This window comes from Phyllobacterium myrsinacearum, assembly GCF_002980555.1.
GTDB lineage: Bacteria > Pseudomonadota > Alphaproteobacteria > Rhizobiales > Rhizobiaceae > Phyllobacterium > Phyllobacterium myrsinacearum.
The window spans coordinates 796,145-815,228 of the sequence record NZ_PVBT01000001.1; the positions used below are offsets into that span (position 1 = coordinate 796,145).

Below are 19,084 nucleotides of genomic sequence, written 5' to 3' on the forward strand. Positions count from 1 at the left end.
GCCCAGACCGGGCTCACCCCATCCCGGCAAAGAGCGGATTTACTTGAGGAAGCCGTTCTTCTTCAAAAAGTCTTCCGCAACGGCTTTTGCCGGTTCGCCGCCAACCTGCACGCGGCCATTGAGTTCCTGCAGCGTGACAAGATCGAGCTTTTCGAACACCGGCTTCAACAGGGTTTCGATCTGCGGATGCTCCTTCAGAACCGCCTCGCGAATGATCGGCGCGGGCTGATAAACCGGCTGAACGCCCTTGTCGTCCTGGAGCACCACCAGCCCGGAAGGGGCGATGCCGCCATCGGTGCCATAGACCATGGCCGCATTGGCGCCATTGGTCTTGTTGGCAGCGGCTGCAATCGTTGCAGCGGTATCGCCGCCGGACAGGGTGATCAATTGCTCGGGTTTCAGCTTGAAGCCGTAGGTTGTCTGGAATGCAGGCAGGGCGGCTGCCGAATTGACGAATTCGGAGGAGGCCGCAAGCACCACCGTTCCGCCCTTGGCCACATATTTGCCGAAGTCGGAAAGGGTTACCAGCTTCTCCGCATCAGCCACTTCCTTGCGCAGCGCAATGGCCCAGGTGTTGTTGGCGGGCGAGGGTGTCAGCCAGACGATCTTGTTGGCGTCGTAGTCGAGTTTCTTGGCGGTCTCATAGGCCTTGGCCGCGTCTTTCCAGGCGGGATCATCGGCCTTTTCGAAGAAGAACGCGGCATTGCCGGTATATTCGGGATAGATGTCGATTTCCTTGGCCGTGATCGCCTTGCGCACGATCGGCGTGGCGCCCAGTTGGATGCGGTCGGTTGTTGGAATTTTATTCGCGTTGAGAACGGCCAGAATAATATTGCCGAGGACACCGCCTTCCGTATCGATCTTGGAAGAAACAACAACCTGCGCACTGGCAGATCCGAGAGAAAGCGCCAGAGCAAGCGCTACGCCGAGAAAAGTTTTGCTGGTAGACATTCTTTTCGTTCCCTTTGCATATCCCGAGTTGAAGCGACCTTTTAATCACGATTACAGCGATCGGTCCGGGTATTTCTTTTCGCGAAAAGGCCATGCAACGAAAAATTGCAGCTTTTCGTCCGCCCGTGAGATTGTCCTATTTCTGGCAATGTCTCAAGCCTGATGTGTCAGCATGGATCAGCGGAATGGCAGGAGTGTACCGGGCGGATTCAGGCGACCGCCGTGCATATGGCGGCAAAGTGGATGCTTGCCGCCGTCAGAACGAAGCCGTGCCATATCGCATTGTGAAAGGGCAGCCGTTCCGCGACGTGAAAGATGACACCGAAGGAATAGACGAGGCCGCCGGCCAGGATCAGCCACAAGACCGTGGCCGACAGGGCAATCGTCAGTTCCTGATAGGCGGCAACGCCGCTCCATCCGAGGGCGAGATAGAGAACGATGGAAAGCCTGTCGAACCTGTTGGGCATCAACAGCTTCAACAGGACGCCGGCCATGGCAATCGACCAGACGATGGACAGGAGCCACCATGTGCCGCTTTTGGCCATGAGGGGGGTATAGGTGCCGGCGATGAGCAGATAGATGGCCGAATGATCAAAGCGCCGCAGAAACCCCTTGGTCGGGGAAATCGGCCATATATTGTACATTGCCGACAGGGCCATGGACAGAACAAGGGTCGCCAGATAGATGGCGGTTGCCGCGTAGGCGCCTGCGGTTGCTTCCTCCGGAACAAAGGCAAGCAGCAGAATCGATCCGATGATTGCCAGCGTCACACCCGTCATATGGACGACGCCATCCGCCCACAGTTCTGCCACGGTATAGTTTCGGAAGACCAATACGGGCAGCGGACGGGGCGGCGATGGGGGCAATGCGGTGTCCTTGATAAAACAGTTTTTTCGGAGATTAGGCATTTATCTCATATAACAACGAAAGATCGTGCTGCGTAAATGCCGCATAAATGTGTCTGGGAGACAAGGATCCATTCAACAACTGCAGATTGATCCGCAAGCTCTGCCGATGGTTAATCGCAGGCGATTCTTTCCATCCGGCCCGGTTGTTTTTTCTCAGGCCATTTTCTTATTATTTACCGGACATATCTGATAAAATAGTATTTTAACAAAACTCGTTCGTAATCATTTGAAATCTTGTAATAATTTGTCATGTTTGGTGAATATTTTTCCCGAATGATTCTAGTTGGTTACTTCTCAAATTTAAGCCATAATCATTTCATCACATGGGAAGACTATGGGTTCTGGGGAAACCTGTAGTTGGTGACAGTTTCTGAATGTGCACTGTTGAAATTGAGGGAGTTCAAATATGACTATCACCCGGAATCTCATACTCGCTGGAATTATTGGCGCAGCATCATTTACGGTTGTGCCAGCCTATGCGCTGACCGCGAAGGAATGCAGCGTCAAATACCAGGCGGCCAAGACAGCCGGTACGCTCGGCAACGTGAAGTGGAATGACTTCCGCAAGACCCAGTGTGCCGATGCTTCACCGGCCGCTGCAGCCGCTCCGGCGGCTCCTGCTGCCACGACCAAGCCTGCCGCGAAGGCAACAACCGTAGCACCCAAGGCCGCCGCTCCAGCAGCAGCCGCACCGGCTGCAACGGGCCTGAGCATGAAAGAGTGCAGTGCCAAGTATCAGGCTGCAAAAACCGCCGGTACGCTCGGCAACGTGAAGTGGAACGACTTCCGTAAGACCCAGTGCGCCGCCGGTGCAACGGCTGCAGCTGCTCCTGCCGCTGCTGATGAGACAGCACCGACCCCGCAGACAGCGACCTACAAGGATGAGCCGCCGGCAGCGACCACACCGGCACCGAAGGGCGTTGTTTTCCCGAGCGCTGTTTCCAGCAAATATTCCACCGAGAGCGCCGGCAAGGCCCGCATGCAGACATGCCTCGAGCAGTATTATGCCAACAAGCAGAACAACACGCTCGGCGGCCTCAAGTGGATCCAGAAGGGCGGCGGCTATTACAGCCTCTGCAATTCCCGCCTGAAGGGCTGATCACGGCAATCACAGTGGAAGCGGGGCGAAAGTCCCGCTTTTTCCTTTTGAGCCTATCGGCTGAAGTCTTTTGCTTTTTCCGCGCCTGCGGGATCGAGCAGGAGCAGTGCGGGACTTTCCTCCGCGCCCGGACCATGCCGGAGAATGTGGACGCGGTTGTCCGCATCGCGGTGGATGGAATAGACCAGCTCGCCGTCAAAACGTCTTTCCACCTTCTTGCTCTCAATCCGGAAGCGCAGCGTCAGCGCCACCAGCCCCAGCACGAAGGCAGGCGGGACGATCAGCCACAGAATCTTGAGCCAGTCGGATAGCGACTGGTACGTATCGAACAAATCCTGCCAGAAATTGTAGTTGTCCATGTGCACCCCCTTGTTTCGCGAGGAAAGTGGTCACCCGAGGGTTATCCTCTGGTGACCGGGAGGTTCGTAAGCCGCCGCAAGACGACCGCCACGGCCTTTAAGCCGAAGCTCTGGACATACGCCGAGGCCCCCCCGGCCATAGGGCTGAGGAGGTGCCTTTGCGGTCGACACCGACCGCTTGCGGAGGGGTTACGAGCCCCAAGACCGATCCGTTTCGACCGGCCTCATCGCGGACCATAATGGGAAAGTGAAGCGGGCGGAAGAGCCGGAACGAACAGGTTGAACGAAAATCCCCTAACCATATACCACCCGGTTGCGGCCCTGATGCTTGGCCGAATAGAGATATTTGTCGGCGACACCAAGGGTTTCCTCGAGCGATTGTCCGGGTTCGTGCAAGGCAATGCCGATGCTGACCGTGATGGCCGTCGTATCGAGTCCAAGCTCCCTGCCGATGGTGCGGGTGGCCATGAGGATTTTATGCGAGATCCAGTTGGCCCGGCCAAGGTCCGCGTCTGCCAGGAATACGGTAAACTCTTCGCCGCCGATCCGCGCCGCCAAATCCCGCGCGCCGATATTCGCCCTGATCACCCGGCCGATCTCATGGATGACCTCGTCGCCGGCGGCATGGCCAAACCGGTCATTGATTGCCTTGAAATGATCGGCGTCGATATAGAGGAGGGCTCCGGCGCTATCCATCGGCCTTGCTGCGAGAAACAGGCCCTGCGCCTGCACATAGAACTCTGCCCGGTTGAGAAGCCCGGTCAGGTCGTCACGGCGGGATTCCAGGTCGAGCTGTGCGGCCAGCTGTTTCAGCTTGAAGTTCAGCCCGACGAGAAAAGCCCCGAGGGGGACGCTGACCAGCACCACGATCGCGGTTGTGACGCCGGCAACGTGATAAGGCGTTCGCAGGCCGATGACGAAAAACGCCAGAACGGCGAGGATATCCGAGGATATCGTGGCCATGCCGACCATGATCGCGACCTGCGTCAACGGCGAGAGCGCGCCGAACTTGGTCATCCATAGGGTGTAGATGTTCATGGTGTTTGCCGGGCTGGTTGAAAGCACCGGCATTCAAGCCCGAAACAGATGAAGAAAGCCATGCCTGCTTGCGTTTAATTCGAACTATTCTGTTCTAAAATCAGCTGTCCAGGGCATAACTGATGCGCACGGTGGTGCCGACGTCAGGCGTCGAGGTGATTTTCAACTTGCCGGCCATGGTTTTCACCAGCTCCATGCAGTTTGTCAGCCCGAGGCCGAGATGAACGCCCGCCTTGGTCGAAAAGAACGGCTCCTTGGCCTTGGCAAGCGTCGACGGGTTCATGCCGATGCCGTTATCGGCAACGACGAGTATCAGCTGCGGCCGCTGCAGAAAGCGCCGATGGATGCTGGCCTTGATGGCAATGACGGGGGTGGTGCGGGTGGCGACGGCGTTGATCGCATTGCGGACGAGTTCGTCGATGATCAGGTGAAACTGCGATGCGGGAATGAGCGAATTTCGCGCTGCCTGATCGATGTCGAGCTGCAGGTCGACCGCGCTCTTCGACACGATGTCCGCAAGCAGGTCACCCAACGGCACTTTGCGGAATTGTGTCTTGGAATGCCCGATCATCATCAACCCCTCGTTGATGCTTTCAAGCTCGGCGATGGTGTTGCGGGCCGCAGAGGTCATTTCAGAGGACGGAACGGTGTTGCTGCCGACATAGCCGAGAAAAAGGCGCAGGGCGGCAACGCGCGTGCGTGTCATATGGGCAAACAGGGTGGAGAAGGAGCGGATATGCTGGTCCTTGCGCCGCGCCAGCAGGCTGCGCTGATGGATGAGCAATCCCGCCAGGATGAGGGCACCCGCGGCGCCCAGGAGCTTGTTCCTGGCGACATCAGCGGCAATCGTCGCGGTTCCCTGAAGGGTGATGCTGTGGGCCATTGTCGAACCGGCGGTGCGATAAATATCCGTTTCGATTGTCTGCAAGGTTTTCAGGGCCTTGTCGTACTGGTTTCCCGCCCTGATCTGGGGAACCAGGACGGTATCGACGGTCGAGATGGTTTTCTGCAGTGTCGCGATGTCGGGCGCATCCAGAAACCGGTCGGCATATTCCAGCTGCTGCAGCGATTTGAGATTGAAGTTCATGAGCGTGACTTCCGACAGCAGGCGCGGCTCGACTTCACCTGTCCGGGTTGCCAGCGTCAGATAGCCCTTGATGCTGGAAATCTTTTCGCGCGCCTGCGAGGCGCGGACCTGAATCTCGAAGCTCTGGCTCATGATTTCGTTTGACTGGATACGATACGTGTCCGCCCGGATGAATGACCAGCAGCAGATCAAAGCCGCACTGATCAGTATGATGTAGAAGAGCGGATCGAGGTACTTATCCAGTTTCATGTTCAGTCAACCGGACGGATCGAGGTAACAAACCAAACCCATATGGTGTTGCGCGCGGGGACATAGGGTTTTGGCAGTTTGGATAGCGGCCAGACAATGTAGAACGGGCCGCCATCATCGAGTGACAATGGTTTGAAATCCTGATCCTTGGCGCAGGCTCCGCTTTGCTTGTCGGCATCGGTACAGGCTCTCTCGATGGCGATCACGGGTGCAAATTCGACAACCTCATCCATCGTGACTTTCACGATGAAATTGTCATAGGCGGCAACTTCGAGGTTGGCCTTGTCGCCGATTTTGTATTTCGCGATCATCTCCTGCAGCGAGGGGCCGCGAAAATGCACCTTCACCCCATTGGTCCACGGCGTTTCCGTGACCAGATCACGCATGGGAAACTGCTGCTTCAACTGCTCCTGGGTAAAGGTCCCGAGAGGGCTGCCCGACGCGTCCTGTATTTGAATGACCGCAGGGTCGTCATTGGCCGCTGCCGCGCCGCACCAGAGCGGCGCGCCGATCGACAGTGCGGCAAAAAACAAGGCAGCATATTTCCAGATGCGCGGTGCGCGTTGTTTTCTATTGGCGATAACGGCAGGGAAGGGTTCTTCCGTGCCTGCCTTCGCCAATGATTTTTCGGTTTTTTTGATGTCCAGAGCCGACCCCATCACAACCCCTTTGGCAGGAGCCCGGTTTTTAAAAGCTTTGCGCGCGCTCGCTTGTAGTATTTTTCTGCCGATGCCGCGTCGATATCAAAGCGTTCCCCAAGCTGTTCATATATGTCCTTGCGGCTGATTCCAGACGGTCTTTGCCGCATCCAGCCGAGTATTTCCTGTTCGCGTGGCGTCAGACCGGAATGATAGAATTCCGGTGGCGCCGTTGTTTCGTTCGACAACCTCACGCTGTAGCCCCGTTCTGCAACCTCCTGCAGAACATCGACGAGTGCTCCCGGCCTTATATTGTTCTTGGCGAGGTAGCCGACGACACCGAGCTTCTGGCAATGCTCCCATTCTTCATCCGTGTCGGAACCCGTGACGACGATATGGATTGCGTCCGGTGAAAGGTCGAGGATGACCTGCACGACATCCAGGCGATCATCCTGCGATTTCGGATCATAGCCGGGCATGCCGGGGTCAATGACCACAAGGTCGAACTGATGCGATTCCAGAAGGTCGAGGGCAATGGTGACATTGGCCGCCCCGTGAACAATGGATGCAGGCAGTGCCGCCTGCAATTCATGTATCAGGGCCAGCCTCATGAGGTGCTGGTCTTCAATGACCAGCACATGTGTATGCTTTGACGTTTGTTCCGACATGGCTCTCACGCGTACTCACAGTTGCACGCCACAGTGTATAAAATACAGCAGTTGCGTTTAGAGAGTAGTGCGATTTATGCAAAGCGCAAAATAGGGACAGGGTTGTCCCTATTTTTCTGAGCGTAACCGCATAGTGTTCCGACCGAAACGCGAAACGGTGCATTGAAATGCATTGAGAGGGTACACGGCGTGACTTTGGCTATCATTACCATCGATGGTGTCCGGGTTAATCCGACCGAACGCGTTGCTTCGATTGCAACTGTGCTTGAACGGCACAGACATTCCAGACGTGAATTGCAATGGATTGTCCGGACATGCACCGATCGTGCGGACTCCGAACAGGACAATGCATCGTCAGACCGGCGCCTGGCGGCGGCAACGGACGCGGAACATCACGCGCGCGTTGCCATGCTGAAACATCCGGCAAACACGTTGGAAGAGTTTGCGGCGAAGGCACAGCATATCTGTTCTCTTCTGCTGGAGGAGGACGACAGTTTGGACAAGTACGAACTGTTTTCAATCCTGCAGAGGCTGATCGCACAACCACAGTCGGAATGCCAGTAATTCGAACCGGTACATGCGGTGAAATCCTGGTCCTGCATACGTGACAGGACTTCGCATCGCATGGGAAAACGCGTCCTCAAGTGCTTCTATTTTCGAGGGAATCGAACACTATGCCGAGCAATTGGGATAAATCCCAACCTATAGATGCCCATCCGGAAACAGCAAAACTGATCCAGGGGGCGGAAGCGGTCATCCAACAGGAGATCGGACCGCTGGCGGCGCTGTGCGACGCGCTGCGCCTGCGACTGGATTCCTATCGCAATGCGGCCGATGCGGCGGAGCGTCTCGAGCGCTGGCGGCTTGCGGTTGTCCTGCACAGCGAGATCATGGAGGTCTGGAAATCGGCCTTCCTGAATGCGCGGGCTGCGGTGGATGACTATCTTGCGGGCTGTGATCTCGGCACCTTTTTCTCCTGCCGCGAAATCCTGGTGGCATCCCTGCATGGACGCTGCAAGCCATCTGTCGGTATCGCGCTGTCCGTGATGCAGTTTGAAAGCGAGCGCAATCTGCGCAGAATGGCAGAGGCTTCGCCCGATATGGCGACGCACGGCGAGCCTGTCGACCGGCGATTTTTCCGGGTGGCCGCTGCCGGACGGCATCGGTAGTTTTCGATTATTGTCCAGAACCTGCTGAAAGCCTGCCGTCCGGTGGGCTTTTCTTTTACGACTCATCGCAAGCGGGTTTGACTTTACTAGACGACTGGTCTATTCTGAATAGATGGGAAAGATCGACACACGCACCGTATTGATTGAGGAAGGGCTGAAAGCTCTGCTTTCGCACGGTTATGAAGGGGCGGGCATTGGCCCGGTGCTCAAATCGGCCGGGGTGCCGAAGGGCTCGTTCTACCATTTCTTCGCCAGCAAGGAGGAGTTTGCCTCCGCGGTCCTCACCTTTTACACCGAGGGCAACCAGATTGTCCGGACGCGGATCCTGGGCGACGAAAGCAAAACGCCGCTCAAACGCCTGCGTGCCTATTTTGAATATTACGAACAGGAATTCGCCCGGGAGAATCCGATTGGCGGCTGCCTGCTTGGCAATCTCGCCCAATCGATTGCCGCCCACAGCGATGTCCTGAGGCACGAACTGCACCGGGCCTTTGCCGCGTGGCAGCACGATTTCCAGACGGTTCTGCGGCAGGCACGGGCGCAGGGCGAACTGCCCGCGCACCTTGATCCCGATGAAACCGCTGCTTTTCTGATCGATGCCTATGAAGGGGCGCTGGTGCGGATGAAGACGGAAGGCAGCATTGCACCGCTCAAGCGGTTCGCGACCATGACGCTCGATTGCCTGCTTACAAACCATCCATAGGAGATTTATCATGTCCAATATCGAGACGACTGGTCTACTAGAAGGACGCGGCGGCAATGCATTGGCATCATTCATCAAAAACACCGCAACGGATATCTGGAACAACTATCTGCATATTCGTGGCGGGCGGGCAGGCGAGCCAAAGGTCAGCAAGCTCAGCGATCATCTGCTTGATGACATCGGCATAACGCGGGAAGAAGCCCGGGAGATCGATCGCCGCCGCCGCTGATGAAGCCGCAGACTCATGAATGCACCGGTCACCGATACGCGGCACGCCTCTCCCGGCTTATGGGGGGCAAAAAGTGGCTCTACAACGCCGGTGACCGTGCCGCCCAGGCCTTGGTGGCTTGGCAGGTTTCCATCGCCCGGGCATAGGCGGGGCGTGCCGTTGTGCGGGCGAGATAGGCACGCTCCACCGAACCTGGGGTATAGTTGCCGGTGCGCAGACCAAACAGGAGAGCGTAGCTCACTGAAATGTCAGCGGCAGTGAACCGGTCTCCGGCGAGAAATGGCCGATTTGCGAGACGCCGGATGACCAATCCCAGCCGGCTATGAAAGGTCTCCAGTGCCCAGCGTGTGACCCGGGCGTTTCTCTCTGCTTCGGGCGCGAGTGCGCGACCGATGAGGACGGCATTCATTGGCCCAGCGAGCCCGGCCTCTCCCAAATGGAGAAATTGCAGATAGGCGGCAAAAGCCGGATCATCCGGGGCAATGGCGAGCGGGCTCGGGCCGTAGCGGGCAAGCAGATATTCGAGGATCGCAATCGATTCGACCATGATCATCTCGCCGTCCTGCAACGCGGGGATGAAGCCCGCGGGGTTGATCGCCAGAAAATCGGGATCGTTTTCGACCGCGAGCAGATCGACCGGGCGCAGCCGATAGGCCACTCCCAATTCTTCGAGCAGCCAAACGACACGGAACCCGCGACCTTCGCCATAGACAGTGAGCATATCTGAGCGTCCCTACGTTGGCTTAAGTGCTTACATTCGCAGGAGCGAGACTTCCGCACCTATTGCTATCGCCCGGACACGGCATGCGCAAGGCTTGTCGAATACCCGGCATCATGCAGCGCGGGTTCGCATCGCAATATTTTCCCCAGCACAATCATGCGTGTAGCTCCTCCAACGGAGTAAACGTTCGATGCAGGTTGAAGTTTGTATTTACAGATAGACTCAAAAGATATATCGTTTGTGCATGAAAGGAGAATGTACAATGTTTAGAAATTGTCATCACGAACGGCATGAACGCGATGAGCGTTTTGTCATATACGGCATGGGGCGCGGTTTTGGCCGTCACGGCGGCGGTCACGATGGCCCCGGCGGCGGCGGCCGTTTCGGCCGCAGGGGCGGCGGAGGCAGGGTGTTCGCGTCAGGCGACCTGCGTCTGGTTCTGCTGGCGCTGGTCGCCGAACGGCCGCGCCATGGTTATGAGCTGATCAAGGACATCGAGGAGCTGTTCGGCGGCGCCTATGCGCCGAGCCCCGGTTCTGTCTATCCGTCCCTGACGTTCCTGGAGGAAATAGGGCAGGTAACGGCTGCAGCGAGCGAAGGCTCGAAAAAGCTCTATACCATCACGGAGGAGGGACTTGCCTATCTCGCCGAGAACAAGAACCTTGTGGATGCGGTCCGCACGCGGATGGGCATGGTTGCTCGTTCGATGGCTGGACAGCGCGCGCCGGAAGCGGTCGCCCATGCGATGGACACGCTGCGCACCGCGCTCCACCTTCACAGTCACGGCTGGGATGCGGAAGAGGTCGACCGGGTTCGCAAGATCCTCGAACAGGCGGCGCTGGACATAGAATCAGGCAAGAAAAAAGACTGATGTCTAAACCCATGCGGCGCCGGAAACGGCGCCGTATGGGAATTCATGCAAGGGGATTTAGGCCTGACGCCGTGTCATCGACAGGACGGAGCCGGGTGTGCCTGCGTCAGACAGTGCGCCTGCGCGGGCAACATCGATGCCGGTTGCCACAACCGATACGCGGAAGACGCCTTCCAACGCATCATCGAAGGTTGCGCCGAGAATGATGTTGGCCTGATCGTCGACTTCTTCGCGGATACGGGTTGCGGCTTCGTCGACCTCGAACAGGGTCATGTCTCGCCCGCCGGAGATCGACACCAGGACGCCCTTGGCACCCTTCATCGATTCCACGTCGAGAAGCGGATTGGCGATTGCAGCTTCGGCGGCCGCCTGTGCACGGCCTTCGCCGGTGCCTTCGCCGGTTCCCATCATGGCGCGGCCCATGTCGCGCATGACCGAGCGCACGTCGGCAAAATCCAGATTGATCAGGCCTTCGCGGACCATCAGGTCGGTGATGCAGGCAACGCCCGAATAGAGAACGCGGTCGGCCGTGGCAAAGGCATCGGCAAAGGTCGTGGACGCATTGGCGACGCGGAAAAGATTCTGGTTGGGGATGACGATCAGCGTATCGGCGCTGTCGCGCAGCTCTTCCAGACCCTCTTCGGCCATGCGCATGCGGCGCGTGCCTTCGAACGAGAACGGCTTTGTCACGACGCCAACCGTCAGGATGCCGGCCGAGCGGGCTGCGCGGGCAATGACCGGCGCTGCGCCGGTTCCGGTGCCGCCGCCCATGCCCGCCGTCACGAAGCACATGTGCGTGCCGGCGAGATGATCCATGATTTCATCGATGCTTTCTTCCGCAGCGGCCCGTCCGATTTCCGGATGCGAGCCTGCGCCAAGCCCCTGCGTCACGTTGGCGCCGAGCTGGATCAGCCGGCTTGCCTTGGACATGGCCAGCGCCTGCGCATCCGTATTGGCCACGATGAACTGCGTGCCCTGCAGGTTTTCACGGATCATGTTGTTAACCGCATTGCCGCCGCCGCCGCCGACACCGAACACGGTGATATTCGGCTTCATCTCGGAAATTTCCGGCTTCTTGAGGTTAATTGACATCGTGCAATCCTTATTCCCGGCCGATGGTCGTATCGGCTTGCAGGTACGTAATGTTATGACGGAGCTCACCAGGAGAATCAAAGCTTCTCCTGACCCCATTGTCCGGCAAAGAATCAGACAGCGGGTTTCGGCGCAAGCCCTGAAATGGCATATCGCCCGGATGGCTTGTCAAAAGTATGTCCGCAACGCTTGGCGAAACGGTGCCGCGGACGCAGTGCCCATGAGATTGACGCAATCGTTGACGAAGGAACCATCCCGGCACTCTGATGTTTCCTTCTACAGTTTCTGATCAGGAGAATTGGCCCATGGAACTTGATCCCCAAAACGCCGTCACCGCCATACAGACCGGTATTCACCAGGCAAGCGCGCTTGTTGTCACCTATTCGTTCTCGGTCCTTGGCGCCATCTTGCTGCTGGTGATCGGCTATATCGTCGCCGGGCTGGTGGAACGCTGGCTCTATGCCGGACTGGGGAAGGTCGGCGGCTTCGACCTGACACTGCGCCGCTTCTTCTCGAAGATCGCGCGCTATGCGGTTTTGGGACTGGTGGCGGTCATGGTGCTCGGCCAGTTCGGCATCCAGACCGCGTCGGTCATTGCCGCCATCGGCGCGGTCGGCCTGGCCATCGGTCTTGCCCTGCAGGGAACGCTGCAGAATATCGCAGCCGGCATCATGCTCCTCGCCTTGCGGCCGCTGCGCATCGGGGAATATGTCGAAGTCGGCAGCATTTCCGGCACGGTGGAGGAAATAGGGCTGTTTGCCACCCGCTTGCGGGCTGCGGACGGCGTCTATGTCCTTGCGCCCAATTCAACCCTTTGGACCCAGCCCGTCAAAAACTATACGCGCAATGGCGTCCGGCGCAACGACATCACGCTCGGGGCTGATCATGGCGAGGATATTGACCGGATGCGCAAGAGCCTGGTGGCCCTGACCGCTGGTGACAAGCGCATCTTGCGGGAGCCGGCGCCGCAGGTCTTCGCCTCCGATCTCACGGATGAATCCATCGCCATCACCCTGCGGTACTGGACCTCGGCCAGCGATTTTGCCGCTGTGAAAGCCGATTTGACCATGGCAACGGGTGAACTGTTCTATGACAAAAAGCCGGCAGATCAACAGGCTGCAGGCATTTGAACGGAACCACAGCCCCAGCTTGGCGTTTCCCCTGATGATAATGCATTTAACAATGCTCTTTGGGAGGCGATCATGTTGAAATATTTTGCTATTGCGGCCATTGCAGCGGCGGCTCTCCTGCCGGCGGCCCCATCCCTCGCGCAATCGCTCGAAATCGGACCGGGCGGCGTGCGCCTTGTCGAACCGCGCGTTGAACGGCCCATGCGGCGCGGCATGGATATCAGCGAGCGCGAGGCGGTCCGCATTGCCCGCGCCGAAGGTTTGCGCAACGTGGACAATATAGACCGGACGCGGTCCCGTTTCATCGTGGAGGGGACAGACCGGCGGGGTAACGATATTCGCGTCAGCGTCGACCGGCGAACGGGTGACGTGATTTCCGTCGATTAGCGCACGCCGCGCCTGAGCGCGAACAGATCGCAGACAGGATCTGTTCGCGCTGGCTTGCACATCTTCTGATCCGCATATGACGATTTGTTGACTTGAATTGTTTCCGCCTGGCGGTTACGACCGCCATGCACAGGACGACCTGTGTCATGGTTGCGCATGGGGACGGCCCCGTTATCTCGATTGAAGGAGATGATGGTGTCCCATACCAGACCGAATTTTTCCCATTTGATTGTCGCTGGCCCAGCCAGCACTCATCGTCAGACCGCTTGTCCGTCTGGCTGCCGTTCTGCCGCTGGCCATGGCCGTTGCGCTGACAGGTCGCGAACGGCTGATGTCGTTCATCCGGGCCACTGAAACCATACCCATGTGAAAGGAACGATTATGGCATGGATTTATCTTGCCCTTGCTGGCCTGTTTGAGGTGATTTGGGCTTCCACAATGAAACATTCCGATGGTTTCACGCGGCTTGTGCCAAGTGTGATCACCATCGTCACGATGATCATCAGCTTCGGCTTGCTCGCCGTGGCGATGAAATCCCTGCCGCTCGGCACCGCCTATGCCATCTGGACCGGTATCGGAGCGGTTGGCGCATTCCTCGTCGGGATATTCTTCCTCGGTGAAGCGGTCACGCTTTTCCGGATTGCAAGCGTCGGCTTCATCGTTGCGGGACTGATTGGCCTGAAACTGTCGACGCTATAGGCAGTTTTGCGATACCCGGCGCAGACGCGCAGGATCACAATTTGGCGGTATCGGTTGCCGGTGCTTCCGTGCGAACGTCAACCGGTGCCTGCACAGTCTTGCCGCGCATGTTCACGATCACAACCCCGGCCAGGATGAGCATGCCGCCGAGGACCGTGCTCATTTTCGGCGGTTCGCCGGCAATGAGCCAAGCGATCAGCATGGCGATCGGCGCAATGAGGTAGAGAAAGTTTCCGGCACGGGCGACACCAAATGTGCCGAGCGCATAGGCCCAGCAAACCAGGCCGATTGCGGTGGGAAAGATGCCGAGGAAGCCGATCCAGCCCTGTACTGCCAGCGATGCTTTGCCGGTCTGGGCCAGTGCCTGCGACAGCCATGGTGAAAGGGCGAGGGCGGCTGAAATAAACATGACGGCTGCGACATGCAGGGCGCCATAGCGCGACACCAGCTGGCGTTGCACGGTAAAGCCCGTTGCCGAGCACAATGCCGCGCCGAGCACAAAGGCAGCACCTGAATTCAGGGTGAGGCCGCCGGCCTGTGCGCTGGCAATCAAGCCAATACCGACAATGCACAACAGGGTTCCGCCCCAGGCAATGGGCGGGAACCGCTCCTTGAGGAGCACGACGGCAAACGTCGCCATCCACAGCGATTCAGTCTTGATGAGAAAGCTTGCGGCGCCCGCCGCGACGGTTTGCTGACCGATGTTCAGGAGAACGCTGTAACCGGCGCCGCCCACGATGCCGCAGCCGGCGCAGAGCAGGAGGTGAGGCAACGGCATACGGGCAGGGCGGTTCCAGATCAGCCACATCGCCGCCAGTACGGCGGCGATGGCATAGCGGATCGATGCGAGCGGCAAGGGCTCCAATTGTGTAAGCGCGAGCTTGATTGCGGGAAAAGCTGTCGCCCACACGAGAATGGTGGTGGAGATAGCCAGGATCGGTAGAAGTGTGGGGCGGGATGGGGTCATGGGGAGAAACTAAAACAGGTTCAAGGCTTGACATAGAGTGCTGATATGGCGTGAGCTGTGAGAATGAAACACAGCTCGGATCTCCCGTCCTTCGATGCCATACAGGCGGTTCTGGCGTCCAATCGTACCGGCTCATTCTCCGGCGCCGCCGATGAACTCGATCTGACGCATGGGGCTGTCAGCCGGCGCGTCGCCGTCGTCGAGGCATGGGCCGGGACGGCATTGTTCGAACGCCACGGGCGCGGTGTGCGCCTGACGATCGAAGGCCAGCGGCTTGTGCGGTTATTCGAGCAGGCGCTCGACCTGATCGATAGCGGGGCAGCCGAATGGCGGGAGAACCGCCAGCCCGAAACTGTCAGGATCAGTGTCCTGCCGTCGTTTGCGCGGCTGTGGATTTTGCCGAATCTTGGCAAACTGGAGGGCTCTCCCCCCGATCTGCGGATCGAACTGGAGCTTGACCGCCGCTATGCCCCGCTTGGCGAGGTTGACGTGGCGATCCGTTACGGCCGCGGTGATTGGAGCGATGGTGCGGCAATGCCGCTCTTCGACGAAGTTCTCCTTCCCGTCGCATCGCCCGAACTCGCGCTCATCCTGGGAAATGAAGCTGAGCCGGGCGACATTCTCCGCTACCCCCTGATTCACGATGCCTATCCCGATGCGTGGCGTATCTGGCTGGCCGAGCGCGGGCACCGGTATCGCCCGCGCCCGCAGGACCGCCGGTATCCGGACTATGATCTGGGCCTGCACGCGGCGGCTGCGGGAAGCGGCGTGGCGCTTCTGCGCGCGCCCTATGGCGAGGTGTTTGTCCAAAACGGCAGCCTCGTGCCGATGTCCAGCGCTCCGGTGGCCAGCCAATTGAAATTCCATGCCATCACGGAACGGGGCAGCCAGCGGCGTGCCGTCCGCACACTGCTTGAGCGCATCCGGTGGCTTTCGGCGGATTGCGCCGTTGACAACTGAACAGCGCTTGGCGAGGCTTGGCCGGAGTGTTCAGCTCATGTGAGGACAACCCATGCCGACAACCATCGCCATCATCGGAGCCGGGGCCATGGGCAGCGCCGTCGGGCAACGCCTGATACAGGGCGGCGCCCGCGTCCTTTCCTTTACCGAAGGGCGAAGCCAGCGGACACTGGACCGCGTCCGGGCGGCGGGTATCGAACCCGCAGCCATCGCCGATATCGCAAAGGCCGACCTGATATTCTCCATTGTTCCTCCCGCCGAGGCGACCGGCGTCGCGCGCAGGTTCGCGCCGGTTTTGTCGGCAGCGAGCGCCAAAGGCACCTTCATCGATTTCAATGCGATCAATCCCAATTCGATGCGCGACGTCGGATCGGTTCTGGCCGGAACGGGTTGGGACATATGCGACGGCGCCATTATCGGCCTGCCGCCGAAACCCGATAATGCCGGACCGAAATTCTATGTCAGCGGCGGCAGCGCTGCGATCGTGGATCGCCTTGCGGCGCTGGGCTTGCGGGCGCACCGCGTCGATGGTTCGATCGGTGCAGCCTCTGCCTTGAAGATGGTTTATGCCGGCATCAACAAGGGGCTGATCGGGCTTGGTACAACCATGCTGCTGGCCGCAGCCGGATCGGGGTCTGCGGCAAGCCTGCATGCGGAGATGGCGGAAAGTATGCCGGAGCTTCTCGCACGCTTCCAGCGCTCGATACCCGATATGTATCCCAAAGCCTATCGATGGGTAGCGGAGATGGAGGAGATTGCCGAATTCCTGGGACCTGATGATCCCGGCGCGGCGCTTTTCCAGGCCATGGCAGAGGTTTTTTCCCGGATTGCCCATGATCAGAATGCCGATGGGCGTCTCGCCTCAACGCTGGATGGCGTGCTTGCCGGTAAATAACCGCAAGGCGAATGGCGCCTGAAGAACAGGCGACCGCGCATTTTAACCGTATCGATAATTTAACGCGCGGCGCACCCCATGATGGGTGACAAACGGATATCCCAACACCATATCTTGTGAAGGACATGGTTCAAGGAGTATTCCGATGCTTTCCGTGTGGCGTGATATCGTCGTCTTCCTGGATGCCTCTCTCCCCGGTGAAAAAATTGGTGCGCATGCGGCGCGCCTCGCCAGGAAGCATGGGGCTTATCTCGTCGGTGTTTACGGTTTGACCCGAGCGGCCTACGGCTCGCCATCCGATAATTTTGCGCGCGGGCCGGAAGCAATCCGGCAGGTGATCGTTCGCCAGAGAAGCGCTGACGAAAACAAACTGATCAGGTCGGGCCGCCATTTTGCCCGGATTACCGAAGCCGAGGGCATCGGGTCCGAGTTTCGCGTGGCGTGGCACGACAGGCCCGGCGACCAGAACATGGTCCGTGGCCTGAATGCGGATCTGATCGTTGCCGCGCAACCGCCGCTGGGCGATCTGCCCATGAGCTGGTCGGCCGAACAATTGCTCCTCGCAACGGGAATTCCTGTGCTGGTTATTCCACGGGAGTGGGATGGGGACACGATCGGCAACCGGGTGGTTATCGCCTGGAATGGCAGCCGGGAGGCGCGGCGTGCCGTTTATGATGCGATGCCGTTTATCGTGACGGCAAAGCAGGTCACCATACTCGTCATTGAAAACGGTCACGCAGCGGCCGATTGCACGCATGAGCCGGGCGCGGACCTTTTGAGCCATCTGGCAAGGCACGACGTGCAGGCAACTGTTTTGGCAGTTTCGTCGAATGAACCGGTTGCGCACGCGATTATCAGGGAGACGCGCGGCATCGGGGCCAATCTTCTGGTCATTGGCGCCTACAGCCACCCGCGTTCCACCGAAATCCTGTTTGGCGGCGTGACGCGATCGCTGTTGTCGGACACCGAGCTGCCCATGCTCATATCGCGCTGAGCATAGCGTCGAAGCACGGAACTGATGACATCCCTGCTATTTCGGCGTCAGCCGCAGCAGGCGGCCGTTGCTTTCGTCTTCGATCAGCCAAAGCGCGCCGTCCGGTGCCACGGCGACATCGCGGATGCGATGGCCGAGCACCCATCGGTCCGCTTCCCTGGCACCGCCATCGGTGTCGAAGCTGATCCGCACGAAGCCTTTTTCGACCAGCCCGCCGATGAACGCCGATCCCTTCCATTGCGGGAAGAGGTCGCCCTGGTAAAACGCCAGGCCGGCGGGAGCGATGACCGGCGTCCAATAGACGAGCGGAGCCTCGAATTCCGGGCGGGTGTCATGGCGCGGGATGGGCGTTCCATTGTAATTGTCGCCGTTGGAGACAATTGGCCAGCCATAGTTGCGTCCCGGCTTCAAAAGGTTGAGTTCATCGCCACCCTTCGGGCCCATTTCATCCAGCCAGAGCCTGCCTTTGGCATCAAAGGCAAGGCCATAGGGGTTGCGGTGCCCCAGGGTCCAGATCTGCGCTTTGATGCCGCCCTGCTTGGCCCAGGGATTGTCGGGGGGCGTCGATCCGTCGAGATTGAGCCGCAAAACTTTCCCGAGGGCCTGATCGGGGTCCTGCGCCGTGCTTGGCCGCATGCGATCCCCCGATGTGAGGAACAGGTGACGCCCGTCAGGCGAGAACGCTATGATTCCGCCGGGCTGTCCGCCGCTGCCCTTCGGCATCTGCCGCCAGATGACGTCGAGCCCCTTCAATTCGCCGGTCTTTCCGGTCAGAGAGAGCTCGGCGCGGGCGAGGGCGAGACTGCTGCCGCCAGCTCCCGGTTCCACATAGGTCAGGTAAATCACGGGTTTGCGGGCAAAGTCCGGCGCAACTGCCACGTCAAGCAGCCCGTTCTGGCCGCCATAGGCCACTTTAGGAACGCCGCTTATCTCCGTTTTGTCCCCCTGCGGGGTCACGAGGAAAAGCCGGCCCGGTTTTTCCGTAATGAGCATGCGGCGATCGGGAAGGAAGGCTATGGCCCATGGCGTGTCGAAACGCGCAACGGTCGTTGCCGTGAAAGGGGTGGTGGCGCTTGGCGCATTCCTGCCCGCGTTGACCGATGCGGCAGCCCATGCGACCGGGCCGGAACCGGCAATGCCAAGGATTGCAAGGACGACGGCAACCGCACGACGAGTCATGAAAGCCCTCCAGTGAATGCCCGTTAATGCCTGGCATTGGACATAGGTGTGCAGTCAGCCGTGTGCAAGCGTTGATCCGCGCAGAGAAGCG

24 protein-coding genes are annotated in these 19,084 nt (G+C 59.0%); 13 read left to right on the forward strand and 11 right to left on the reverse strand.

What is annotated here, in order from left to right:
- Positions 1 to 39: 39 nt before the first annotated feature.
- Positions 40 to 951: a glycine betaine ABC transporter substrate-binding protein OsmF gene (osmF, locus tag C5750_RS03765; protein ID WP_105732498.1), complete on the reverse strand. Its 912-nt coding sequence runs from the start codon at positions 949 to 951 to the stop codon at positions 40 to 42.
- Positions 952 to 1,160: 209 nt separating this feature from the next.
- A complete protein-coding gene (trhA, locus tag C5750_RS03770; RefSeq protein ID WP_342588450.1) occupies positions 1,161 to 1,763 on the reverse strand; it encodes a PAQR family membrane homeostasis protein TrhA in 603 nt (200 codons plus the stop codon).
- A gap of 502 nt (positions 1,764 to 2,265) precedes the next feature.
- On the opposite strand from trhA, the gene C5750_RS03775 reads away from it, so the two are divergent.
- A complete protein-coding gene (locus tag C5750_RS03775; protein WP_105732500.1) occupies positions 2,266 to 2,958 on the forward strand; it encodes an antifreeze protein in 693 nt (230 codons plus the stop codon).
- A gap of 53 nt (positions 2,959 to 3,011) precedes the next feature.
- On the opposite strand, the gene C5750_RS03780 is transcribed toward C5750_RS03775, so the two are convergent.
- From C5750_RS03780 to C5750_RS03800, 5 genes are all read right to left on the reverse strand, one after another.
- On the reverse strand, positions 3,012 to 3,317 hold the full coding sequence (locus C5750_RS03780; protein WP_105732501.1) for a hypothetical protein: 306 nt from the start codon (positions 3,315 to 3,317) through the stop codon (positions 3,012 to 3,014).
- 294 nt (positions 3,318 to 3,611) lie between these two features.
- Positions 3,612 to 4,355: a GGDEF domain-containing protein gene (locus tag C5750_RS03785; protein ID WP_105733100.1), complete on the reverse strand. Its 744-nt coding sequence runs from the start codon at positions 4,353 to 4,355 to the stop codon at positions 3,612 to 3,614.
- A 100-nt stretch (positions 4,356 to 4,455) separates the two neighbouring features.
- Positions 4,456 to 5,691, reverse strand: a complete 1,236-nt coding sequence (locus C5750_RS03790; protein WP_105732502.1) for a sensor histidine kinase — start codon at positions 5,689 to 5,691, stop codon at positions 4,456 to 4,458.
- Positions 5,692 to 5,693: 2 nt separating this feature from the next.
- On the reverse strand, positions 5,694 to 6,350 hold the full coding sequence (locus C5750_RS03795; RefSeq protein ID WP_105732503.1) for a putative pterin-binding protein: 657 nt from the start codon (positions 6,348 to 6,350) through the stop codon (positions 5,694 to 5,696).
- Positions 6,350 to 6,997, reverse strand: coding sequence for a response regulator transcription factor (locus tag C5750_RS03800; protein ID WP_105732504.1), 648 nt, complete (start codon positions 6,995 to 6,997; stop codon positions 6,350 to 6,352). The genes C5750_RS03795 and C5750_RS03800 overlap by 1 nt, the downstream gene beginning before the upstream one ends.
- 189 nt (positions 6,998 to 7,186) lie before the next feature.
- Here C5750_RS03800 and C5750_RS03805 point away from each other — a divergent pair, with 189 nt between their 5' ends.
- The 4 genes from C5750_RS03805 to C5750_RS03820 all read left to right on the forward strand — a co-directional run bounded on the left by C5750_RS03805 (position 7,187) and on the right by C5750_RS03820 (position 9,098).
- The gene (locus C5750_RS03805) at positions 7,187 to 7,561 is read left to right on the forward strand and encodes a hypothetical protein (protein WP_130270419.1); all 375 of its coding nucleotides are present in this window, start codon (positions 7,187 to 7,189) and stop codon (positions 7,559 to 7,561) included.
- A 110-nt stretch (positions 7,562 to 7,671) separates the two neighbouring features.
- Positions 7,672 to 8,166 (forward strand): hypothetical protein, encoded by a 495-nt coding sequence (locus tag C5750_RS03810; RefSeq protein WP_105732506.1) that lies wholly within the window; start codon positions 7,672 to 7,674, stop codon positions 8,164 to 8,166.
- Between the two features lie 112 nt (positions 8,167 to 8,278).
- Positions 8,279 to 8,869, forward strand: a complete 591-nt coding sequence (locus C5750_RS03815; protein ID WP_105732507.1) for a TetR/AcrR family transcriptional regulator — start codon at positions 8,279 to 8,281, stop codon at positions 8,867 to 8,869.
- Between the two features lie 10 nt (positions 8,870 to 8,879).
- Positions 8,880 to 9,098 carry a DUF1127 domain-containing protein gene (locus C5750_RS03820; RefSeq protein ID WP_105732508.1) on the forward strand — a complete coding sequence of 73 codons (219 nt, stop codon included), beginning with the start codon at positions 8,880 to 8,882 and terminating at the stop codon, positions 9,096 to 9,098.
- Between the two features lie 79 nt (positions 9,099 to 9,177).
- On the opposite strand, the gene C5750_RS03825 is transcribed toward C5750_RS03820, so the two are convergent.
- A complete protein-coding gene (locus C5750_RS03825) occupies positions 9,178 to 9,819 on the reverse strand; it encodes a glutathione S-transferase family protein (protein ID WP_105732509.1) in 642 nt (213 codons plus the stop codon).
- A gap of 262 nt (positions 9,820 to 10,081) precedes the next feature.
- On the opposite strand from C5750_RS03825, the gene C5750_RS03830 reads away from it, so the two are divergent.
- Positions 10,082 to 10,690 (forward strand): PadR family transcriptional regulator, encoded by a 609-nt coding sequence (locus tag C5750_RS03830; RefSeq protein WP_158531240.1) that lies wholly within the window; start codon positions 10,082 to 10,084, stop codon positions 10,688 to 10,690.
- A gap of 57 nt (positions 10,691 to 10,747) precedes the next feature.
- On the opposite strand, the gene ftsZ is transcribed toward C5750_RS03830, so the two are convergent.
- Positions 10,748 to 11,782 carry a cell division protein FtsZ gene (gene ftsZ / locus C5750_RS03835; RefSeq protein ID WP_105732511.1) on the reverse strand — a complete coding sequence of 345 codons (1,035 nt, stop codon included), beginning with the start codon at positions 11,780 to 11,782 and terminating at the stop codon, positions 10,748 to 10,750.
- Positions 11,783 to 12,087: 305 nt separating this feature from the next.
- Here ftsZ and C5750_RS03840 point away from each other — a divergent pair, with 305 nt between their 5' ends.
- The 4 genes from C5750_RS03840 (at position 12,088) to sugE (ending at position 13,998) form a co-directional block, all read left to right on the forward strand.
- Positions 12,088 to 12,912, forward strand: a complete 825-nt coding sequence (locus C5750_RS03840) for a mechanosensitive ion channel family protein (protein ID WP_105732512.1) — start codon at positions 12,088 to 12,090, stop codon at positions 12,910 to 12,912.
- A gap of 72 nt (positions 12,913 to 12,984) precedes the next feature.
- The gene (locus tag C5750_RS03845; RefSeq protein WP_105732513.1) at positions 12,985 to 13,299 is read left to right on the forward strand and encodes a PepSY domain-containing protein; all 315 of its coding nucleotides are present in this window, start codon (positions 12,985 to 12,987) and stop codon (positions 13,297 to 13,299) included.
- A 229-nt stretch (positions 13,300 to 13,528) separates the two neighbouring features.
- Positions 13,529 to 13,669, forward strand: a complete 141-nt coding sequence (locus C5750_RS26490; protein WP_158531241.1) for a hypothetical protein — start codon at positions 13,529 to 13,531, stop codon at positions 13,667 to 13,669.
- 11 nt (positions 13,670 to 13,680) lie between these two features.
- Positions 13,681 to 13,998, forward strand: a complete 318-nt coding sequence (gene sugE / locus C5750_RS03850) for a quaternary ammonium compound efflux SMR transporter SugE (RefSeq protein WP_105732514.1) — start codon at positions 13,681 to 13,683, stop codon at positions 13,996 to 13,998.
- Positions 13,999 to 14,032: 34 nt separating this feature from the next.
- On the opposite strand, the gene C5750_RS03855 is transcribed toward sugE, so the two are convergent.
- A complete protein-coding gene (locus tag C5750_RS03855; RefSeq protein WP_105732515.1) occupies positions 14,033 to 14,965 on the reverse strand; it encodes a DMT family transporter in 933 nt (310 codons plus the stop codon).
- Positions 14,966 to 15,028: 63 nt separating this feature from the next.
- On the opposite strand from C5750_RS03855, the gene C5750_RS03860 reads away from it, so the two are divergent.
- The 3 genes from C5750_RS03860 (at position 15,029) to C5750_RS03870 (ending at position 17,814) form a co-directional block, all read left to right on the forward strand.
- A complete protein-coding gene (locus C5750_RS03860; RefSeq protein ID WP_105732516.1) occupies positions 15,029 to 15,925 on the forward strand; it encodes a LysR substrate-binding domain-containing protein in 897 nt (298 codons plus the stop codon).
- A gap of 52 nt (positions 15,926 to 15,977) precedes the next feature.
- Positions 15,978 to 16,820, forward strand: coding sequence for an NAD(P)-dependent oxidoreductase (locus C5750_RS03865; RefSeq protein WP_105732517.1), 843 nt, complete (start codon positions 15,978 to 15,980; stop codon positions 16,818 to 16,820).
- A 145-nt stretch (positions 16,821 to 16,965) separates the two neighbouring features.
- Positions 16,966 to 17,814, forward strand: coding sequence for a universal stress protein (locus C5750_RS03870; RefSeq protein ID WP_105732518.1), 849 nt, complete (start codon positions 16,966 to 16,968; stop codon positions 17,812 to 17,814).
- Positions 17,815 to 17,850: 36 nt separating this feature from the next.
- Here C5750_RS03870 and C5750_RS03875 read toward each other — a convergent pair whose 3' ends face one another.
- On the reverse strand, positions 17,851 to 18,993 hold the full coding sequence (locus C5750_RS03875; protein ID WP_105732519.1) for a PQQ-dependent sugar dehydrogenase: 1,143 nt from the start codon (positions 18,991 to 18,993) through the stop codon (positions 17,851 to 17,853).
- Positions 18,994 to 19,084 lie beyond the last annotated feature (91 nt).